Annotated in this window: 19 protein-coding genes; 14 read left to right on the plus strand and 5 right to left on the minus strand. The window is 42.1% G+C overall.

Annotation, left to right across the window (positions count from 1 at the left end):
* Positions 1–12 precede the first annotated feature (12 nt).
* From B5Y40_RS11125 to B5Y40_RS11155, 6 genes are all read left to right on the plus strand, one after another.
* Positions 13–915, plus strand: coding sequence for a helix-turn-helix domain-containing protein (locus tag B5Y40_RS11125; protein ID WP_079687172.1), 903 nt, complete (start codon positions 13–15; stop codon positions 913–915).
* 15 nt (positions 916–930) lie between these two features.
* Positions 931–1,479, plus strand: a complete 549-nt coding sequence (locus tag B5Y40_RS11130; protein ID WP_245840518.1) for a DapH/DapD/GlmU-related protein — start codon at positions 931–933, stop codon at positions 1,477–1,479.
* Between the two features lie 369 nt (positions 1,480–1,848).
* Positions 1,849–3,759 carry a beta-L-arabinofuranosidase domain-containing protein gene (locus tag B5Y40_RS11140; protein ID WP_221408902.1) on the plus strand — a complete coding sequence of 637 codons (1,911 nt, stop codon included), beginning with the start codon at positions 1,849–1,851 and terminating at the stop codon, positions 3,757–3,759.
* Between the two features lie 250 nt (positions 3,760–4,009).
* On the plus strand, positions 4,010–4,828 hold the full coding sequence (locus B5Y40_RS11145; protein ID WP_079686728.1) for an SDR family NAD(P)-dependent oxidoreductase: 819 nt from the start codon (positions 4,010–4,012) through the stop codon (positions 4,826–4,828).
* A gap of 59 nt (positions 4,829–4,887) precedes the next feature.
* Positions 4,888–5,784, plus strand: coding sequence for a helix-turn-helix domain-containing protein (locus B5Y40_RS11150; protein WP_079686729.1), 897 nt, complete (start codon positions 4,888–4,890; stop codon positions 5,782–5,784).
* Between the two features lie 108 nt (positions 5,785–5,892).
* A complete protein-coding gene (locus B5Y40_RS11155) occupies positions 5,893–6,309 on the plus strand; it encodes an OsmC family peroxiredoxin (protein WP_079686730.1) in 417 nt (138 codons plus the stop codon).
* 141 nt (positions 6,310–6,450) lie between these two features.
* Here B5Y40_RS11155 and B5Y40_RS11160 read toward each other — a convergent pair whose 3' ends face one another.
* Entirely contained in the window at positions 6,451–9,432 is a 2,982-nt protein-coding gene (locus tag B5Y40_RS11160; protein ID WP_159453661.1) for a sensor histidine kinase, read from the minus strand.
* A gap of 440 nt (positions 9,433–9,872) precedes the next feature.
* Between B5Y40_RS11160 and B5Y40_RS11165 the strand changes: the two genes are divergently transcribed.
* From B5Y40_RS11165 to B5Y40_RS11180, 4 genes are all read left to right on the plus strand, one after another.
* Entirely contained in the window at positions 9,873–10,856 is a 984-nt protein-coding gene (locus B5Y40_RS11165) for a helix-turn-helix domain-containing protein (RefSeq protein ID WP_079686732.1), read from the plus strand.
* 129 nt (positions 10,857–10,985) lie between these two features.
* The gene (locus tag B5Y40_RS11170) at positions 10,986–12,059 is read left to right on the plus strand and encodes an alkene reductase (RefSeq protein WP_079686733.1); all 1,074 of its coding nucleotides are present in this window, start codon (positions 10,986–10,988) and stop codon (positions 12,057–12,059) included.
* Positions 12,059–12,982 carry an NADP-dependent oxidoreductase gene (locus B5Y40_RS11175; RefSeq protein ID WP_079686734.1) on the plus strand — a complete coding sequence of 308 codons (924 nt, stop codon included), beginning with the start codon at positions 12,059–12,061 and terminating at the stop codon, positions 12,980–12,982. Before B5Y40_RS11170 ends, B5Y40_RS11175 begins: the two co-directional genes overlap by 1 nt.
* Positions 12,983–13,332: 350 nt before the next feature.
* On the plus strand, positions 13,333–14,433 hold the full coding sequence (locus B5Y40_RS11180) for an alpha/beta hydrolase-fold protein (protein ID WP_159453662.1): 1,101 nt from the start codon (positions 13,333–13,335) through the stop codon (positions 14,431–14,433).
* A gap of 356 nt (positions 14,434–14,789) precedes the next feature.
* Here the strand turns inward: B5Y40_RS11180 and B5Y40_RS11185 are convergent, their stop codons facing one another.
* The gene (locus tag B5Y40_RS11185) at positions 14,790–15,212 is read right to left on the minus strand and encodes a BLUF domain-containing protein (protein WP_079686736.1); all 423 of its coding nucleotides are present in this window, start codon (positions 15,210–15,212) and stop codon (positions 14,790–14,792) included.
* A gap of 206 nt (positions 15,213–15,418) precedes the next feature.
* Between B5Y40_RS11185 and B5Y40_RS11190 the strand changes: the two genes are divergently transcribed.
* Positions 15,419–15,775, plus strand: coding sequence for a hypothetical protein (locus tag B5Y40_RS11190; RefSeq protein WP_079686737.1), 357 nt, complete (start codon positions 15,419–15,421; stop codon positions 15,773–15,775).
* Between the two features lie 4 nt (positions 15,776–15,779).
* Here the strand turns inward: B5Y40_RS11190 and B5Y40_RS11195 are convergent, their stop codons facing one another.
* The 3 genes from B5Y40_RS11195 to B5Y40_RS11205 all read right to left on the minus strand — a co-directional run bounded on the left by B5Y40_RS11195 (position 15,780) and on the right by B5Y40_RS11205 (position 19,101).
* Positions 15,780–16,550 carry a LytR/AlgR family response regulator transcription factor gene (locus tag B5Y40_RS11195; RefSeq protein ID WP_159453663.1) on the minus strand — a complete coding sequence of 257 codons (771 nt, stop codon included), beginning with the start codon at positions 16,548–16,550 and terminating at the stop codon, positions 15,780–15,782.
* A gap of 1 nt (position 16,551) precedes the next feature.
* Positions 16,552–17,556 (minus strand): sensor histidine kinase, encoded by a 1,005-nt coding sequence (locus B5Y40_RS11200; RefSeq protein ID WP_159453664.1) that lies wholly within the window; start codon positions 17,554–17,556, stop codon positions 16,552–16,554.
* Between the two features lie 117 nt (positions 17,557–17,673).
* Positions 17,674–19,101, minus strand: a complete 1,428-nt coding sequence (locus B5Y40_RS11205; RefSeq protein WP_159453665.1) for a fasciclin domain-containing protein — start codon at positions 19,099–19,101, stop codon at positions 17,674–17,676.
* A 454-nt stretch (positions 19,102–19,555) separates the two neighbouring features.
* On the opposite strand from B5Y40_RS11205, the gene B5Y40_RS11210 reads away from it, so the two are divergent.
* The 3 genes from B5Y40_RS11210 to B5Y40_RS11220 all read left to right on the plus strand — a co-directional run bounded on the left by B5Y40_RS11210 (position 19,556) and on the right by B5Y40_RS11220 (position 21,946).
* The gene (locus tag B5Y40_RS11210) at positions 19,556–20,392 is read left to right on the plus strand and encodes an SDR family NAD(P)-dependent oxidoreductase (protein ID WP_079686741.1); all 837 of its coding nucleotides are present in this window, start codon (positions 19,556–19,558) and stop codon (positions 20,390–20,392) included.
* Between the two features lie 48 nt (positions 20,393–20,440).
* The gene (locus tag B5Y40_RS11215; protein ID WP_079686742.1) at positions 20,441–21,358 is read left to right on the plus strand and encodes a helix-turn-helix domain-containing protein; all 918 of its coding nucleotides are present in this window, start codon (positions 20,441–20,443) and stop codon (positions 21,356–21,358) included.
* Positions 21,359–21,607: 249 nt separating this feature from the next.
* The gene (locus B5Y40_RS11220; protein WP_079686743.1) at positions 21,608–21,946 is read left to right on the plus strand and encodes a PadR family transcriptional regulator; all 339 of its coding nucleotides are present in this window, start codon (positions 21,608–21,610) and stop codon (positions 21,944–21,946) included.
* Positions 21,947–21,952 lie beyond the last annotated feature (6 nt).

Below are 21,952 nucleotides of genomic sequence, written 5' to 3' on the forward strand. Positions count from 1 at the left end.
AAAAGCAAGAGTATGGAGAAGGAGAAGGGCAATGAACGATCCGTTTCAACTTTTAACAGCGAACTTAAACTCAAAGGCTTTAACGCCTTCCAGATCGAGGACGACTCGAATGGTGTGAGAGAGTATAGCCGGAAAGATTTTTATAAGATTTGCCTGACGACCGGAGAAAGTATCATTAACTACGCTGATCGTAGCTACGTGATGAAAGGCACGATCTTGTTCTTTGCCAATCCCAATATTCCATATTCGTGGGAGACAATTTCAAGGAGTTACGTAGGGTATACATGTTTGTTTTCGGAAGACTTTTATAAACCATCAGACCGCAGTGAAAGCCTGCAGCATTCGTCCCTCTTTAAAATTGGAGGAACACCCATCATCCCTATTTCTGAGGAGAAGCGTGAATTTCTGAATGGTATTTTTCGAAACATGATCATAGAACAACGTACTGCCTATGCGTTCAAAGATGATCTGATTCGAAACTATGTGAATCTCATTATACATGAAGCTTTGAAGCTTCAGCCAGCGCAGGATTTTGATCAGGTCAAGAATGCATCGCATCGGATCACAAATGTTTTCCTGGAGCTACTGGAAAGACAATTTCCCATTGAGCGTAAAGATCGTCCCCTTCAATTACGCACCGCCCAGGACTATGCCAGTAACTTAAATTTGCATGTCAACTACCTCAACAGAGCCGTTAAGGAAACAACAGGGAAATCTACAACAACGCATATCACTGAGCGTATGGCAAGTGAGGCGAAAGCACTGCTTCTGCATACCGATTGGAATGTAGCCGACATTGCTTACGCGCTCGGGTTTGAGTACCCGACCTATTTCAATAACTTCTTCAAACGGATTACGGGGACAAACCCAATGTCTCTAAGGCCTACCGAAAGTATAGGAGATCAAACTCATTAAACGATGTCGGATAAGATGGATATTTTTCAAAAGATGCTTGCCGGCGGCATCATCAGCAGTGATGAAATGTGCCAAGCGTGGGACGCTGTTTTTCGCGCGCAAAGATTACCGCCTGCACTTAATGCCTCTACTACAATCGATGAAATTAGAGAACGTTTAAGTGAAATCATCGATAGCCAAATTGATGGGAGTACAACGGTCTTCGTGCCGTTCTATACAAACTTTGGAAAGCATATCAAGCTTGGTAAAAACGTCTTCATCAATCATGCGTGCAGCTTCCTGGACCTTGGCGGAATTACAATTGAAGATGATGTGCAGATTGGCCCACGGGTAAACCTGGTAACCGAAAATCATCCGATAGATCTGGCAACCAGAAAGCATCTGGACTTGAAGCCAATTGTGGTTAAACGAAACGCATGGATAGGAGCGGGCGCTACGATCCTTCCCGGAGTTACAGTAGGAGAGAACTCTATTGTTGCAGCAGGCGCGGTGGTGAATAAAGATGTTCCGGACAATAGTCTTGTCGGGGGAATTCCGGCAAAATTTATCAAAGCTATAGAATAACATTCATTCACCTTTTAGCGAGGTTAGCTGCGTTTATATCTAAATTCAAATCTTCACCTGGCTGACTTCAGTTTCTATTTTTACATTAAAAATCACATAATGGGAATCGCTATGCTTAGAGAGAGCATTAAGGAGCGTCCCTGATTTGAAAATTAGCTGAACATTCCTGAATAGATTTTTTGGAGTGTTTTGTATTTGGTAACAATCCAACGAAGGAGCGAAGTGGACCTCAAAATCCTTGTAGACGTTTAGTATACATCTTTTTGACTTTTGAGAATCATTAATTCCATACTTTGCTCCCAGCAATGCAACGGCAAACAACAGCCGTTGCACTCTAAGTTGTCAACGTACAGACAGTAAACTGACAAATTGAATGAAGTAAAACATCTCATAAAAACTTTTTGGAAACCAATGGAACAGATGATTACAATAAGAAGAATAGTATTGTTGATTGTGTCGATAGCGTTTTGTCATCCTTGTCTCTTCAGTCAGAATGTGCCCCCTAACACGAGAATTGAAAAAGCCATACCTTTTTCAAATACGTCAGTGATCCTGAATCCATCAGGGGTGAAAGAGCGTGAAGATTTGAATACATCCTATTTGAAATCACTGGACCCCGATCGGTTGCTTCACAACTTCAAAGTGAATGCTGGTCTACCTTCAACTGCTAAACCTTTAGAAGGTTGGGAAGCTCCCTATATTGGTCTCAGAGGTCATTTTACAGGGCACTATCTTTCAGCAGTTTCAAGTTTGGTGGAGCGGTATAAAGACACCTTGCTGACGGGCAGGCTGAATTACATGGTAGAAGAATTATATAAATGTCAACGCGCTTTAGGAAACGGATATCTTAGTGCATTTCCTGAAAAAGACTTTGATACGCTAGAAGTCAAATTTGGGGGTGTCTGGGCACCTTACTATACCTATAACAAAGTCATGCAAGGCCTGCTGGATGTTTATGATCGCACCGCCAATAAAAGGGCTTATGAAATGGTGGTAAACATGGCGGCATATGTAGAGAAGCGAATGGCTCGGCTTGATAAGGAAACCATCGAGAAGCTGCTATATACAGCTGAAGCTAATCCCTCAAACGAGCCGGGAGCTATGAATGAGATTCTCTATAAACTATATAAAATCTCCAAAGATCCCAGGCATCTGGCGTTGGCAAAAATATTTGATCGGGATTGGTTTGCAGTTCCGCTCGCGAGGAATAAAAATATTTTGAGTGGACTGCACGCCAACACCCATCTGGTGCTCGTCAATGGATTTGCTCAGCGGTATTCCATAACACGGGACACATTATATCGTGATGCCGTATTGAATTTCTGGAACATGCTCATCAATCATCACGCCTATGCCAACGGCTCAAGCAGCGGTCCGCGCCCTAATGTAACAACGCCTACTTCGCTTACCTCAGAGCATTGGGGTGTGCCTGGACATTTAAGCAATACCATGACAAACGAAATTGCCGAGTCATGCGTATCTCATAACACCCAGAAACTTACCTCTACGCTTTTTTCCTGGACTACTGATGCAAGATTCGCAGACACTTACATGAATACCTTTTACAATTCTGTGATGGCACTGCAAAGTGCCCATACTGGTGCCTGTGTCTATCATTTGCCATTGGGTTCCCCCCGTAAAAAAGTCTTTTTAAAAGATAATGATTATCGCTGTTGCAATGGCTCCTCTATTGAGGCTTTCGCATCCCTGAATTCAAATATTTATTTCCACAGTGATTCAACCCTATGGGTGAATCTGTATATTCCCTCTAAGGTAAAGTGGGAAAAACGGAATATTGTTCTGGAACAAACAGGCAATTTTCCCATGAGTCCAGGTGTTGAATTCAGGTTGTCTTTAAAAAAGAAGGCAGCATTTAAACTTAAGTTACTGGTGCCGGCCTGGGCGGAAAAAGCTGATGTGTACATTAATGACGAGAAACAGGATATTACAATCAAACCTGATTCATACATAATTTTAACTCGTGAATGGAGGGATAACGATAAAATCAGGTTGACTTTCCATTATAATTTTTATGCAAAGCCAATGCCCGATGACGAGGATGTCATATCCATTTTTTATGGTCCGACCATGCTGGCTTTTGAGAGTGCTTCAGAATTAATCTTAAAAGGTGATGTTGAGAGTATACTGCGTGATCTTTCAGTAACAGAAAATAATCGGGTCTTCAAGCTACGCAACAATGGAAAAACGTATATGCTTAGACCGCTCTATGACATAGAATCTGAATCCTTTGGCGTGTATGCTACCATACGGAACTATTAATGCCAGGGCTTCTGATGGGTCAAACCTCGGGGTATGTTGAAATTGATTGTGCCGCGACGAGCATTTTAACCACCTTCTTTATCAACCCTTTTAGCGTTTGCAGCTATCCACTTGTTCCGATGGATACGCGGGTCTCTCATTGAAGTGATCCATCGTACAAATGTTTCATTTTCCCCCACTTTTGTATCATTTTACTAAGTGATTGCCGAGCGAACTTTATCCTTTCATTAAACGATAAAATTTTACGAACATGGCAAAGACAATTTTTATAACAGGCGCATCGCGTGGATTTGGCAGGATTTGGACAGAAGCGTTTTTACAGCGTGGCGATCATGTAGTTGCCGCTGTTCGCAACCCTGAAACATTACAGGATCTTACAAAAGAATTTCCATCAAGTCTATTGGTCGTAAAACTTGATGTTACGGATAAAAAAGCAAGTTTTGAAGCAGTAGAAACTGCAAACAATCACTTTGGACGCATCGATGTATTGATAAACAATGCCGGCTATGGGCACATTGGAGCTGTAGAGGAGTTAAAAGAGCAAGACGTTAGGGTGCAGTTTGAAACGAATGTATTGGGCTCATTATGGACTATACAAGCGGTTCTGCCCATTATGCGTAATCAAAATTCAGGGCGAATTATTCAACTCTCGAGTGCGCTGGGCTTGAATACTGTATCATTAATGGGACTCTACAGTGCCTCTAAGTTCGCAGTGGAAGGTCTTACGGAAACACTGGCAGGCGAAGTAAGTGGTTTTGGCATTAAAGTAACCCTATTGGAACCCGGTGGTTTTTCCACCGATTTCTTCGGTACAAATTCTCTTGCGTTGAGTGAATCAATAACGGCTTACGATGGCATCCGAAAAGCCTTTTATGAGCAGGCCAATGAGCAGGATTCCGGTAAGCCTGAGGCAACTGTCAAGGCTATTCTTAGCCTGGTGGATGCGGAAAATCCGCCGTTAAGATTGCTATTGGGCAAAACTACTTATCCTTGGGTAAAATATACCTATGAAGAACGCCTGAAAACATGGGAATCATGGCAGGAAGTTTCTGTAGCAGCACATGGGTAAAGGAAGTTTAAAATTAGCAGAATCCGATTTGCCGGGTTCTGTTTTACTTGCTAAAAAGAATGAATCACTTTAAAAAAATAAGCGACCTACATGAAGCTCTTGGTATAAAGCCACCCGAGCATCCGCTATTCAGTGTGGCCTACGGTGAACGGGATAAATGTACGGCGATGAATGAACTTGAATTTTTTTCAGCGTTTTATATCATTGGATTTAAAAAATTGAAAGCCGGCAGTATGGTTTATGGCAAAACGAAATATGACCATGACCGCGGGTCCATGTCGTTTGTAAAGCCACAACAGAAGGTGATCTTTAGAAATGTGGAACTACAGGAAAAGGGATTCTTAATTATTATCCACGAAGACTTTTTACCAGGAACAGCCCTTTACAACAAAGTTAAGAAATACAGTTATTTCGATTACGAAGTAAATGAAGCATTGCACCTTTCACCCGGAGAAGAGGAGATAATCTGGAATTTGTATTTCAGTATAGAAAAAGAGTATAGCAATAATACTGATGAACATAGCAAGGACATTATTATTAGTCATCTCGATACCTTGCTTAACTACGCACAACGCTTTTATAAAAGGCAATTCATTAGTCGGACACAGCTAACGGGTTCAACTGTTACAAAATTCAACGCATTGCTGGCAGCTCAGTTCGAAGATAGAAGAACAAAAGATATCGGATTGCCCACGGTGTCTTTCATGGCAGAAAAACTCCATCTGTCGCCGCGATATTTAACTGATCTACTCAAGCAAGAAACCGGAAAAACAGCTTTGGAGCTTATTCACCTTTTCTTGATTGGTGAAGCAAAAAATCTGCTGGCAGAAGGTGAAATGAACGTATCGGAAGTCTCACATTCCCTTGGCTTTGATAATGTCACGTATTTCTCGCGTCTGTTTAAAAAAGAGGTAGGGATTGCTCCCAATAAATTCAAAAACCATTTCCTGAATTAAGAAGGAAGGAATCTTATATATATATATATAGCCTCTTTACACTCTGTTGTGAAAATCATATAGCACCGCCTGCGGTGACAATAACAATTCTTAAAATGTAGTATAAAAATGAAGCGTACAGCAAAAGCAAATTGGTCAGGCACCTTACAGAAAGGTAAGGGCGAATTAACCACCCAAAGTAAAACGTTAAACGATACAAACTACAGTTTTAAAACTCGTTTTGCGGGAGATCAAAAAGGCACAAATCCTGAAGAATTGTTAGCGGCAGCACATGCAGCATGTTTTACAATGGCAGTCAGTTATATATTAACAGAAAAGGGATTGAGTCCTACATCATTAAATACGCAGGCAACGTTGTCAATGGAAGGTCTTGAAATAACGGGGACACATCTGTATATCACGGGCTCTGTATCCGGTATTAGCGCACATGAGTTCGAAGCCATTACTAAAGATGCGGAAAAGAATTGCTTGATTTCCAAAGTCCTGAATATTCCCATCAGTTCGGAAGCACATTTTGTGTCTTGATTCAAATAAACTTTATATAGCTGTATAAAAAGACTTCTGTGGCCCCGAGTGATTTGCGCTGAAGGCGACAGCATTCAGGATGAAGTGACCACTACTATATATCGTTAGTAGTATATATATACTACGAGTTTAGTCCGTGCTTCAGGGTATTGGCAGACAAAACGTAAATGTGCTGCCAATATTCTGCTGGCTTTCTATAGTAAGTTTGCCGCCATTCTTTTCAACGAACTCCCGACAAAGCATCAGCCCAAGTCCAGACCCTTTCTCTCCTGCTGTTCCGTACGTTGTAAAATATTCTTTGTCCAGGATCTTACCGATATCTTCAGGGGAAAGACCTGTTCCTGTGTCACGCACGGATATGTAAGTATATCTTTCCTCTGTTCTGGTGCTTACTTCAATTAAGCCGTTTTCAGGAGTAAATTTAATGGCATTGCTAATCAGATTGCGAAGTACAAGTTTTATCATGTCCTTATCGGCATAAACGTCAATGGATTTTTGTGAGCCTAAAGTCAAGTTGATAGATTTTTTTAGCGCCTGCGCGCTTAGTAAATCAATATTTTCATCAATGACATTTAAAAGATTAAATACCGATGGTTTAACCTGAATACCCTCCATCTGTCCTTTTGCCCAGTGTAACAAATTGTCGGTTAGTGTCGCTACATACGTAAACCGTTCCTTCAGGTCAGGCATGAGTTGCGTTCTAAATTCATCCGGTGATATATATCCCGATTCAATCATGTTGAATATCTCCCGAACCTGATGAATGGGCCCGCGCATGTCGTGAGAGATGATCGAAAATAATTTATCCTTGGTGTAGTTTGAAGCTTTAAGAACTTCGGCTTGACTTTTCAGTTTCTTGGTCTTTTCATCAACTTTTCTCTTCAGAATTTCCTTTTGCCGGTTTACCCGTTCTGTTTTGAGATTAGTAAGCCAGGACAATAAAACTGCAAATACAACGACAACCAATACCAAATATACTATATAGGCCAACACTGTTCTATAGACGGGCGGATCTATATGAACTGTCATGCTTGCAGTTCGACTCTTATTCCTATAGATATTTCGGGCACGTATTACAAATGTATAGTCGCCCTCTGGCAAATTTGTAAAGTGCGCTTCTCTGGCTGTACTCCAGGCAGACCATTCCTTATTGAAACCAACCAGCTTGTATTGGAATTCATTCTTTTCAAAGTCTTCGTAGCTCATTACATTAAAATCAAATGACAAGCTGTTTAATGAATAAGGAATATTCTTTTTTTTATAGGTAGTGTCATTTATATATAGGATGGAATCAGCGGCAGCAAGTTTTTTGATAATGGGCAGGAGAGGTTCCTCATAGTGAGTTTTCTGCTTGGCGTTATATACTATAATCTTGTTATCATTACCAAACCATGCTCCCTCGTGAGTAGCCATTATAGGCACACCTGCATGGGCCCATGTGATCTTATCAAATGGTGTAAATAAAGCTGAGTAAGTACCATCAATTTTCTTTGTAAGTACTCCGGCGATCTCTTTCATTTTGTCTTTTCCCTTAAAATAAATCTGACCATCCTTACCTTCTGCCAGCGAATAGATAGTAATGCCTTGTAGCGCTTTTTGAAAACGATAATCTGGTTCAAAGATATCTTTGGATGCATTGTAAGAATATATACCATCTTGTGTTGTGGCAATCATTTTTTGATCGCTTAATTTTAAAATACAGTTGTCAAGACTGGAGGGAAGTTGATGCGGTGCTGTATAGAATTTTTTATAAATGACAGTGTCCATTGCTTCATTTAGCTGTAGCTTCCAGATTCCCTTTCCGTCATTCGAAATCCATATATTACCCTTATCATCTTCCTGAATATAGCTGGTTCCTTCTTCAAAGCCTCTGATTTTATGCTTCGTCCATGCGGCGTTATTTTTCTTCAGTGACCATAAACCTTCAAAATACGTACTCATGATGATGCAATCAGGATGCCGGCTAAGTGCACACAGTGACTTAGGATATTGCTGCGATATTAATTTAGTGGCCTTTCGTCCCATCACCTCGAACACACCGCTATCATGTGCTATATAAAGGTGATCATCGGGTTGATGCATATCCCAAATGGAACCCGCCATTCCCGGAACTAACGCAAATTCACTTCCATCCATTCGGTGATACAATCCAGTGCTTGTACCTACATATTGTTGTCCATCGCGCTCTCCAAATGAATATACGACTCCCTGAAAACCATTCGTTTTATCAAAATAGGACAGGGGAGAACTGGTAATAATCAGGCCTATGAATTCGTCCGTTGTAAACCACAGGTTGTATTGGGAGTCTTCGTATACGATAGTATTCTGTAAGTTACTATCACCAAGCATTGACTTGGTTACCCGGTAAAGAACTTTACCACTTAAATCAGCGATAATTATATCCTGATTTGTAAGAATGGCAAATCTTCTATCCGATAGAGAGACGATACTATTTACAATGAGTTTTTTCAACAGAGCATTGAGATTTTCGGAAAGCATAGTCACCCTGTCCTTGGAGACTGCGTTTGGATCTACGAGCCACAGCTGATTTTTATCATCCATGAACAAGAGCTTTCCTTCATAAGCTGTTATCGCCCGGATGTCAATATTGAGACTTAAATCTGTCTTCCTGAAGGCGTTGTTCCTATATACGTACAATGTGGTTTCTTCATCCCTGGTAGTATAAACGGAATCTCCTATTGGATAAAACCAGGAAGGTGGATTTTCCTGGATATCAATTTTCCCGTTTCGGTATATATAGCCATGATCGCCATAATTAAATACGACAGATTCATCCCACACCTGTACGGCCAATATATATTTTGCATAATGTCGTTTCGTCTCCGGTACTAAGGGCAGGAGTGAAACGTATTCAAAGTTGCCTTTATCCGACCTTTTGAGATATCCAAATTCTTCTTGTGCTCCAATATATACTTTATCATTTTTATCAATGTCCAGTGATTGAACAGAGGCTTTACCTGGTAGCTCGATCACTTCCCATTGAATACCATCAAATATGAGTACCCCCATTGTGTTGGCAAAATAAAGCGTGCCTTGCTTATCTTGTACCACGCCCCAGTTTTGCGTTGAGGCACGGTGTACCTCTGTCGGATACTTCTGCATAAAAAGTTGCTGTCCGTTTGTTTGGAAGTAGCAAGCAATAAGCAGGATCAGTACTATATAGGGCCTCATTATACTATGCGTCAATAGTTGAACATGCGATAAATCGCCTTGATGTTTACAGATAAAAAATCAGACAAGCACAAAATATTCAGACGAGCAAATTGATCAAGTTAAATTGTATTGTCTGAATGATGTCAAAGGTATCCAAAGTGGTCACCCGATGAATCGGTAAAAATGATAGAGACGATTCCGTATTTTTACTGAGGATATAAGTAACATAAGTTTGTTTTATGAAGAATTTGGCCTCTCGTGACCTCCTTCAATTCGGATTTCGGTACTCATTTACGGATGGAGAAATGTACCTTTTGTGATCGTATGCCATCGCTCAACAATTGATAAATTTAGTTAGCCTAAGAGGTATTAACTCGTTATTTTTTCGAATGATTTTAGAATTTACGGCTGACCTGGGTTTTGACTTTATAACCAGATTTTCAGAACTCATTCATGTTCCTGTGAAAGATAATTTTCTGGTGATCCCCAAGGCAATGGGAGAGGGTTATGTACGTAAAATTGGTTTTGGGGATGATTTCAAATTAACGATCCACCGCTATAGATTAAAGGAAGATTTGATTATTAAGCGCAATCCCGCGCCAAAGCCTAACGACCTTCGTACGATCTTCTTTTATAGTAACAAAGAAGATCTTGAAGTTAAATACAATAACGAAGAGCATATACCATTCTCACAAAAGAATGATTCTTCGATACTTCTATCCACAAATGATTTGCGCACCGAGATCCGTTTTCCCGCGGCTAGCAACATTCAATATGTAGTAGTGGGTATTACTGCTCACAGATTACAATCAATCTTGTCGATCGAAAAACCCAACAACACAATCAAAACCATTACAGCAGAAAACGCTTCCTTTCTGTTTTTTGAAAATCTGGATCCTGAGATGCAATTGCTGCTGAAGAATATTGTATCGGTCGACATGAACAACTCGATGAATAATTTCTATGTACAAATTAAGGTTCAGGAGTTAATGTATGTGCTTTTTAGTAAGCTGTCACTTCGGGAGAACACCACGTTTAAGAATATAAATAGTAACGATGCTGAAAAACTTTTGGTCATTCGCAGTGAGATATTGCGTGATCTGAGTACTCCACCGGTGTTAAGTGAACTAGCAACGATCGCCTCGATGAGCGAGACCAAACTCAAGCAGCTCTTTAAACAAACCTTCGGAGATTCGATCTATAATTATTATCAGAAGGCCCGAATGGAAGAGGCTGCTTTTCTATTGAAGCAAGCCAGGCATTCGGTCGCGGAGGTTGGCTATGAGTTGGGATTTTCAAACCTCAGCCACTTTAGCAGATTATTCGAAAAGCAGTATGGCGTCACCCCCAAGAAGTTCTCCTATACTGCATAAGCATCACCGTCTCTTGTCTTTGATTTCTGGATAGATGATCTGTCGGATAGGACTATTTTTGTGTCTTTTTCGGTTATTTTACCCATTTATTCGCTTTTACATTTGTTCATACAAATTAGATATGACAAAATGAAAAAGTTATTCAAGCCGTTTGAAAAAGGCTCCTTAAAGTTAAAAAATCATCTGGTGATGGCACCCATGACCAGAAGCAGGGCTACGGGAAACCTTCCCAATGAACTGATGGCAACCTATTATGCACAGCGCTCCGGTGCGGGGTTGATTGTTACAGAGGGCACCTCGCCAAGTCCTGAAGGCCTGGGCTATCCTCGCATTCCCGGAATCTATTCTGCCAAACAAGTCGAAGGCTGGAAGAAAGTTACAGATGCTGTCCATCAAAATGGATCAAAAATTTTCCTGCAGCTCATGCACACCGGGCGCATCGGCCATGTGGCGAATCTACCCGATGGAGTACAACCGGTAGGCCCATCGGACATTCAGGCTTCCGGTGAAATCTTTACAGATTCTCTGGGGATGCAATCACACTCTGTTCCCGTGGCTCTTACCTTGGAAGGAATAGCCCGCGTTATTGCAGATTTTGTAAACGCTTCCAAAAACGCAGTTCTCGCCGGCTTTGACGGTGTCGAGCTTCATGGCGCCAACGGGTATCTGCTCGAACAGTTCTTGAACCCCAATGTGAATAACAGGACGGATCAGTACGGAGGAAACTTAATAAAAAGAAGCCGCCTCATCCTAGAGATTACCCAGGCAATTGCAGCGGCTATTGGCCCGGATAAAATAGGCATTCGCTTTTCTCCGTTTTCCCAATTGAGCGACCAAAAGCCTTACGATAAAGAGGAAGTGCATCAAACCTATACCCATCTCAGCCGCGAATTGGACAAATTAGGGATCGCCTACATACATCTTTCAACCAACCCCGACATTCCGGAGGAAACGTACAAGGTTATCCGTACATCCTTTAAGAATACAATTATACTCTGTAATGGTTTGACTCATGAGACAGCTGAACAAAAGCTGCAGGACAGCACGGCTGATCTGGTTGCTTTTGGGCGCGGGTTCCTTGCTAATCCTGATTTTGCCAGCCGTCTCGAAAGGAATGTCTCCCTCAATGGTGTTGACTTCAGCACGTTGTATTCTCCGGGCCAGCAAGGCTACATTGATTATCCACTTTATACTTCAAAATAATGAAAGCAATTCAATATCAGACTTACGGAACCTCCGACGTGATTGAGCAGGTTGAAATTCCGGCTCCATTGATCCAAAGCGAAAATGATGTTTTGATCCAGGTTAAGGCAGTAGGGGTGAACCCGGTAGATATGAAAATACGCATGGGATTCATGAAGGCAATCCGCCCTGTGGAAATGCCTTTCATACCCGGCGGTGAAGCTGCAGGAATAATCATTGCCATCGGTAAGAGTGTTTCGAAATTTAAAGTGGGCGATGAGGTCATTGCCGTGCCGATGAAACACGCTTATGCACAGTATGTGACTGTAAACGAAAACTTTGTTTTGCTCAAGCCACAAGGCCTGTCCTTCGAAGAGGCAGCATCGATTGCTGTCAACATCGGGACAGCACAATCGGTACTGTTTACGGAAGGGAGATTAGAAAAAGGGCAACAGGTGTTGATACAGGGCGGTGGCGGTGCGGTAGGCAGTGCTATGATCCAAATGGCAAAAGCTGCCGGCGCATATGTTATCGCTACAGCATCCGGAAAGGGTTTTGCATTAGCAAAAAGCCTTGGTGCCGACCATGTAGTTGATTATAAATTACAGGATGTGGTCGGTATTATTAAAAATGTTGACCTGGTGGCAGATACCGCCGGGGGCCAAGGGCAGGAAAAGCTTTTCCAAGTACTAAAGCCTGGTGGTAAATTGTTGAGTATCGTCTCACCACCCTCACAGCAGTTGGCAGAACAATACCATGTGAAAGCCTATTTTGTAGCGTCTGACCTGTCTTCTAAAATCTTGCAGAATGGCATGGACCTGCTTGGAGCGGGAAAATTAAAACCCATTGTTTCCAAAACATTTAAGCTTGAACAAGCCGCAATAGCCCAGGATTTTTTGACGACTGGTGGCGTAAATGGTAAGGTTGTTCTTCTGGTGGAATAACAAAATAAATAAGAAGTATAGTGTGTATTGGTATACCTATATACCCGTATGCCAATATATACTATACTGAACTATACATGTAACAACGGCTTTCTGTTTTAACCGATGGAAGGGTTGTGGACGTCCACTGGGAAGGTCATAAGGGTGGGTACCTCATCCATTCAACTTCGCGTTGTCAATATATCGATGCAGGTCAAACATAATTAGCGCCATGAGATCAATTAGATTTCCTAAAGGCATCGTAACGGTGATATTTTCATGTCAGGATTAATTCATCCTTAACTATGAATATAAATATCATTTGTCCATCCGCAGGCCGGCAATTACATTCAATGTATATGTATTTCACAATGGCGGCTTTGCTTATCAGTTCAATATCTGTAGCGTATGCTCAGGGAAAAAAAGTAACGAAAGCCAATTCGGCTAATCAACCGAAATCCATATCTACTGGCAAAGTCGTGACGGAGACACTCGTCTCTAATATACTTCGAAACACAAGGACGGGTGTAGACATAAATCGTACCGTTAAGATTTATTTACCACCGGGTTATGAACGTTCCGAGAAGTCTTATGCTGTAGTCTATTACTTTCACTCCATAAATTCAAGCGCTCAAAAAGTGTTTGAGAGTGGAGCTCTTCAAACTCTATTGGACCGCGCGTTTGCTGCAAATGTAGTAGGGGAATTTATCCTGGTGGCGGCAGACTATGGCTCGGCCACGTCCGGTATTTGGTACGAGAACTCCGCAGTGACGGGACGGTGGCTTGACTTTACTGTCGATGAGTTGGTGCCGTTCATTGACGCTCACTTCCGAACGATAAAGAATCGAGATAGCAGGGCACTGACAGGCGACTTTGTTGGCGGACGAGGTGCGCTGGTATTATCGATGCTGTATCCGGATGTATTCAGCGTCGTTTACGCCATGCATCCGGTAGCTACAGGAACGGGCCCGATACCAATGGTTTCAAAGGTGGATTGGAAGAAAATTCATGCGGCCAAATCTTTTAATGAGCTTAGTGAAGGATTTGCGCGTCCTTACGTGAGCATCATGCAGGCCTTTCTTCCGAATCCGGATCGTCCGCCTTTCTATTGTGATTTTATGGTAGAGATGGAGAATGGTGAACCCAAGCTCAATGTGGCAAATTATGCCAAACTCAAGGATGATTTTTTGCTTGATCAAAAGCTAAAAGAGCGCGCTGGCAATCTTAGAAAAATGCGCGGTATAGGTTTCGATTGGGCGCGATACGATAGCAATTATGATCACGTATTTGCAAATCAGCAATTCACCCTTAAGCTGGACGAACTGGGAGTGGAGCATGAAGCCGAAGAGTATCGCGGCGACCCGTGGAGTACTAATTTTACGGATCACGGTCGATTTTATACCCGTGCCTTACCGTTCTTCTCCCGGTATCTCGTCGTTTCAGATTCGCAAAACACGGTTGGATCAAATTGATTTTTCAGATGTATCTTCGGCTATATACTCTTTGCAAGGATTATAGTATATATATATCTGAGGATTACGGTGCAGGAAGTATACTATTATGACCCGCAATCGGATTTTTCTTTACAATTTACATGGTGAGAGACTTCGGGACAGGAGCAGGGTACTTTATCCGCTGCCGACAGATCGGTATAAAAATAAGTAACCATGTGTAGGATTGTTACCGGTAATTGAATCCATTTTCATATAGTTCAGAACATCTATAGTTGTAAAAGCACCACTAGGGGGAGGCGTTGCGGATTTTATTCCGTCAACGGCCGTCCCCTTGCGTTATTTTTTTTGATATACGCGGGCGTGGTATTACGCCATTACTTCTTGAAAAACTTCGTCAGGAGATCACGAACTTTTGCTCCCTCGGTCTCCTTGCCGTTCATTATTCTTTGAAATACGTCTTTATCCTGATGCGTTATGTCGGTAACGAAGTCTATATTATCAGAGGCCATTTTGCGACTTCCCATTTGCCAGCTTGGGAAAATTCTTTTTGTGATCGGACCATAGGATATCATCACCGGTTTTTCATGGCGCGCATCTTTTTTGATCTTATCGTAAAGATCGGTTAACGTGGTGGCCTTGCCCTCAACGTATTGAATAAACGTGCTGTCGGAGTATAGAAGAACCCCGGTAACCTGGAGTGGTTCATTGTTCACTTTGCAGGCGGCAAGAATTTTATCCATCTCTTCATCCGTACAATTTCTTTTTCTAACGCTTACATAAACTAAGTGTGCTAGCATGGTATCTATATCAATTTGTGTAAATGCCAAAACATTGATCTGGACAGAATGTTTAAATCCGTTGTGTTTAATTCAGATCTATAGGTTTTTCAGAGAATGTAACAGTAAAACAAAAAAATGGTAACAATCCAATTTGTGTTTTGTTAATACACCACGCTTTTAATGCAGGCATTAGGGCCATACTATTCGTTTTTTCTATATATATTATGAAAATTACCCTGTCGATTTTATTTTTCTTCGTTGCCTCTTGCGTATATGGCCAGGTTACAGATACGTTGATTCAAATAGAACAATTTAAAAGAGAGCTTCTTTCACTTCAGGCCGATGTTGCTAACATCCAGATTAACCTGGCTAAATCCGAGACGCGTTTCAAGCGTGGTATTGCCGTGGCGACCCTAGGATACTCCATAACGATAGCCGGTGGTCTTATGCTCGGCAGAAAATATGATGAGCTCGGAAAAGGACTGCTTATAGCCGGAGGTGTTACCGGTATTACCGGCACTATACTGATGGTAGATGCTTTTAAGTTTCTGGGCAGAGCCTCGCGAAAACGATCGCCATAGAACGTTATCGGTCAAGCCATCGTTTTAATTCATGAACGCGCTCGCGGCTTACCACCAACGCGTGCTCACAGGGCTGGTGAAGCCGCACTTCCAATTTTACACTGATCAATCCCTTCAGTTCATGCACGGCATCAAAATTTACTATATATTTTCTGCTGATCCGAAAGAAGTGATCAGGGTTGAGCATCTCCTCCAACTCTTCCAGTGTGTGATCGATGAGTGCTTTCTTCCCATCGCTCTTTCCAACGAGATAAGCATTTTTTCCATCGGCGAAAAAGTATGCAACGGTATCGATAGGCTTATACTGTAGTTTGTTGCCGGATTTGATCAGCAGCCTTTGCTTGAATTTGCTGTTTGCACTACCTACAATTTCTTTTAGTGTTCTGATATCTGATTCTGTTAATTCCGGGCGGTTTGGCTGATATACCTTTCGCAACTTTTCCATTGCCGAATGTAGCTCTGCTGGTTGGATAGGTTTGAGCAGGTAATCTATACTATATTGTTTGAATGCTTGCAAGGTATATTGATCGTATGCCGTTGTGAATATGATCGGTGATTCTATTTGAATTTTGTCGAATATTTCAAAACTCTTTCCATCGGCCAGCTGAATGTCCATGAACACTATATCAGGCTGCTTGCCCGTAGAAAAATAAGAAACAACATCCTGAACGGAGTCCATGCGTTGTACCACTTTAATGGATGGATCGCAGTCTTTGATCAGACGTGTTAATCGTTCAGCAGCCTCTACTTCATCTTCAATAATGCATGCTTCCATTTCATGTGTGGTCAACCTGGACGAGGGGTACTTTAACAATGAATTCATTTTTAGTTTTTGTTATCTCTACCGGTTTGGTACTTAAAAATTCGTAACGCTTCTTGATATTCTTCAGACCTACGTAGGCTGATGCCTCCTTCACCTTTTTCTCTTGCAGGTTGTTAGCAACAGTAATAGACCCGTTCATAGAGGTAATGTTAATTCTGAGAGGCGATTTTCCTGAAACTATATTATGCTTGATCGCATTTTCGATCAGCATCTGCAGTGTGGCCGGTGCTATGTGAAACTTGTCTGCATCGGTGGTGATGTGCTTTGAAATGGATATATTTTCACCGAAGCGTATTTTCAGGAGGTATACATATGAATCGATGAATTCAAGTTCTTCCTGAAGCGATACAATCTTGCGCTCCTGGCTATATAACAAGTATCGGTATACATTGGAAAGCTGTGCAATAAATCTTGCCGAAGTATCGGCATCTTTATATACCAGGTTTGAAAGTGCATTGAGACAATTGAATAGAAAATGCGGATTGATCTGATTGCGCAACGCCTCGAACCTGGCTTCGATGCTATCTTTTTTAAACTGCTCGGCCCGTACTTCCGCGTCCCGGGATTTTTGCAGAAAGAAATATATAGCATTGATGCAGTTAAGAAAAAGATTTACCCGGAAGGCAAAAGCCACCATAAGTTTATAGTGCTCTATGCTCCAGGCGGAGTCGTGTCCTAACGCGATATATGCGGTGCCTAGTCCTGTTAGCGCTGCTATAACCGCGTTAAGTTGACTAAGTAAAAAAAGAATAACGAGTGGGTGTATTTTTTCTCCCGCAAGTCCGCGAAGTTTATGCAGGTTGTTTTCAACCAGACGGTTGAGTTCCCAGGTAACGATGATCACCTGCAGCAATAACAGGAACAAGAAGCTTGTCGGGACAGAAAACTCAAACAGTTTGTCGCCAACTACCCAAAGAATGTTTACCAGGGAATAGGCCGCCAGTAGTATGACAAACACGTACCTGTATTTACTCCGAAACATGATCTGGCGAGATTTTAAGTATATAGTCTACTGGGCAGGGAACAAAAAGGTCCATACGTGCTAAACACGGTATGGACCTGATTGTTTATTTTTTTAGTCCGGAAGGAGCACCCGATCGATGGTATGAATTACACCATTGGTGGCCAACACATTTAACAATGCTGTGTTGGTGCTAAGGTTAGCAACATTTCCGCTTCCATCTGTGACGGTTTTATTCGTGGCACTAACCGTAACGTTACCGTTGAGCGTAGCTACACTGCCATTGGTAAGATCAGTTGAGAATACCCGCGCAGCTACCACATGATGTTGCAGCACAGCAGTGAGTGTGGCGAGTGGTATATCGTTTATACCTTCAACATCTAATCCAATATATAGTTGTTGAAAGGCTGCATCGGTTGGTGCAAATACAGTAAGGTTGGCGTCACCGTTGCTCACGGCAGCAAGTAAGTCAGTGTCTGTGCCGCTGGTTCGGGCAAGTGCTGCTACCAACTGCGTAAACTGCGGAGTGCTGGCTGTAGAGAGATCGGTCGCTATACCGGCGATAGTTTTTGCGGGCGGAATGAGTGTGCGATCGATAACATGTACTACACCGTTAGAGCCCGCTATGTCGGTGGCAGTAACTTTCGATGTTCCATTAATAAATACACCATTCGCCCCGTTGTTGCTAAGGTAGAACTCGCCTCCCAGGGTGACGATGGCTGCGCTTCCGGACGGAAGCTCCGCAGCACGCACTTCGTCATCAATAACATGGTAGGTAAGCACTGCGTCTAATGTTGCCTTATCAGGCAGTGTGGTAATTCCTGCTGCTGTGAAGGCTGCGTTTGTAGGAGCAAACAAGGTGAGTTTCTTATTCGATGGCCCGTTGCCGAGTAGTGTAGTGAGTATAGAAGGATCGGCAGCTTGAACCGCAGCGATAAGCGTTGTAAAATTTTTATTGAAATAAGCTGGCGCTACGATGGTGCCTACAATTGGTTTGACAGAAGGCGGCACAAGGACCGCATCGATTACGTGAATCACTCCGTTTGTTGCTTCTATATCTGCAGTTGTTACATTCACAGTGCTGTTGAGTTTAACACCTCCGGTTACAGTTACACGAATGTCTTCACCGTTGGCCGCTTCAATATCTCCATTGGCGAGTTGAGTAGATTTTACGGCGCCAGAAGTTATTACGTGGTATTGAAGTATATTCTTAAGCACATCTTCGGGTACATCATTAATGCTGCTCTGACCTATTGCCGACAATAAGTTGTTGAATGCCGTATTGGTCGGTGCGAACACGGTATATTTTCCATTGCCACTCAGTGTGCTTACCAGATCAGGATACTTTGATAGTGCCGCCAGAAGGGAGGAAAGATCACTGTTGCCCTGGGCAATCTCCACAATTGTCTGGGAAGGCTGCGAAGGCGAATCGTCATCATCATCACAACCCGAAATAAATATCAGCGACATCGCCAATACTATTGTCATTGTCAACCTGCTGAAGGTTGAGCGTAGTACATGTTTTTGAATGTTGAATTTCATACGTGTTAATATGGGTTTTGTTTTATTCGATGATGTAGAAACCAATGACATGGTATTTTGATTAGCGCTGTAGAGCATGCAAACACAACGTAGCGCGTGAACTGCAATCTTTCGGGAGTGAATTGAATGTCGGCAGACGGGGCAGGGGACCAGACTTGCTTTTGATACCCATTCTCAACGCATTCTTTATCCGGCGGACATGATCTTTACACATCTGTCGCCATTCATAATTCTAGTATGCGTTCCGGAGTCTGATATAGTTCAAGCTGCCCGTTATGTAGGTTTCATTCTCGCCCTATAAGAAAACAAAAAGGACAAGTAAAGATTTATTCAGTGCTGTCAAATCCACATCATTGTTTCGGCTACAACGATCATTGATTTAGCAACATACACCGTACTTACAGAGCCCACCTTTGTATTGTAATTAATTCAACAACAAAAACTTTACAACACAATGAGCACTAAAAAAGTATGGTTTGTAACCGGAGCATCTAAGGGACTCGGTCTTACACTTGTTAAAAGACTTTTGAACGAAGGCTATCGCGTAGCGGCAACATCAAGAACAGCAGACGCGATGAGAAGTGATGTGGGGCCCTCTGCAAATTTTCTCCCCTTGGAAGCAGATGTGGTAAATGAGAAAAGCATCAGTCTTGCTATTGCCAAAACGCTTGCGACTTTCGGAAGTATAGATATAGTGGTAAACAATGCCGGCTACGGTCAATTGGGGACAATCGAGGAGCTTACCGATAAAGAGTCTCGTGAGAACTTTGATGCCAACGTATTTGGTGTACTGAACGTGATCAGGAACGTGATGCCTCATTTCCGTGAAAAGAAATCAGGACACATTATTAACGTATCATCCATCGCTGGTTTCCTCGGAGCGTTTCCGGGCTGGGGCGTTTATAACGCGACCAAGTTTGCAGTTGCAGGATTAACAGAAGCTTTGTCGGCCGAGGTGAAGTCACTCGGAGTGTCTGCTACCATTGTATATCCTGGTTACTTTAAGACTAATTTTCTCCTCAAGGGATCGTTGCGATTCGCTGCTAATCCAATCGCTGACTACAAGGAGGCTCGCGAACTTGACGAGATGCATCTTGAAAAAATTCCAGGCAATCAACCGGGTGATCCTGAAAAAGGAGCGCTTGCGTTGATTACATTAGCAGAGAGCCAGAATCCTCCATTGCATTTCTTTATGGGAAGTGATTCATTTGGAATGGCAAACACAAAAATTGATATATTGAATAACGAACTCACGGCCAACGAGGTTTTGAGCAAGTCAACAGATTACTGAACTATAAAAAGAGGTGGAACTATACTATAGTTCTACCTCTATATATGTATGGAACCTAAGAACATTTATACTTTCAATACCATCAGTGAATTTCACAAAATGAGCGGCTTGCCAAAACCGGAACATCCGCTGGTGAGCCTGGTAGATTATAGCTTGGTTGAGTACCAGACCACCAAGAATGAAATCAGCTGGGTGCAAAACTTTTATTCTGTTGGACTGAAAAGAAATATTCAGGGTAAATTTCGCTATGGTCAGCAAAAGTATGATTTCGATGAGGGATTGATGTCGTTTGTCGCACCGGGACAAGTGGTGCATTTTACGGTTGAGACACCCAAAGTAAAACCAACCGGTATACTTCTGTTTATACATCCCGAGTTCTTATGGAATACGCCTTTGGCGAAGGATATAAAGCAGTATGAATTCTTCGGGTACTCGGTGAATGAAGCATTGTTCATGTCGGAGAAGGAAGAAACGATTATTACCGAGTTGATGCAGAATATTCAGCGGGAGTATCACAATAACATTGACAAGTTCAGTCACAACATTATCATTTCTCAGATACAGCTTCTGCTAAACTATTGCGAACGCTTTTATCAACGACAATTCATAACGCGCAAGAAAAGCAGTCATCAGGTTCTAGAGCGATTAGAAAAAGTTCTTAACGACTGGTTTAATAGTGCGGACTTGACTGAGAAAGGTTTACCCACTGCGCAGCAGATTGCAGAAGTTTTAAATATTTCACCAAATTACCTGGGCAGTTTACTCAAGACGTTAACGGGACAATCAACACAACGTCACATTCATGATAAACTAATTGAAAAAGCGAAAGAGAAATTGTCTACGACCAGGTTGTCTGTTAGCGAGATTGCCTTTCAGCTTGGGTTTGAACATTCACAGTCTTTTAACAAACTTTTTAAAAGTAAAACGAGAGTGTCTCCGTTGGAGTTCAGGAGATCATTCAACTAAAGACTAAACGAGTAATTGTATGTAAGATCGAATACACGATCTTAAATCTTAAGTTGTGAGGGACCCCTTTACTCAAACCGTTGATGCAATGAAGAGTTTCAAAACGTATACCTGCTTCCGCTGATAACAAAGATCACAGGAATGAGGCTGCATTCCAATGGATGAATATATAACTGTAAAGATATTTACTACTAAATTGTAGATAATATGAACGCGGTCATGTATATTTATTCTACAATTTAGTAGTAAATGATTGAAACACGGCTGGGAGACTTTGAAGAAGCAATACTTCTTGTAGCGGGTATACTTGACGATGAAGCGTATGCCCTAAAGATTACAGAGGAGTTTAAGCGACAAACAGGCCGCGAAGTATCCATCGGGGCCGTTCACTCCACGCTTGACCGATTGGAAAAAAAAGGTTTTGTGAAGTCTGCATTAGGTGAGGCTACTGCTGTACGTGGCGGCAAACGTAAACGCATATTTACCATTACAGCGCTCGGCAAGCGTGTGTTGAAAGACGCGATGGATTTCAGAATGTCCCTTTGGAAACAATATCCGCTTTTGGCAGGTAAACTTAATTTTAGCTGATAATAA

The organism is Ohtaekwangia koreensis (assembly GCF_900167975.1).
GTDB lineage: Bacteria > Bacteroidota > Bacteroidia > Cytophagales > Cyclobacteriaceae > Ohtaekwangia > Ohtaekwangia koreensis.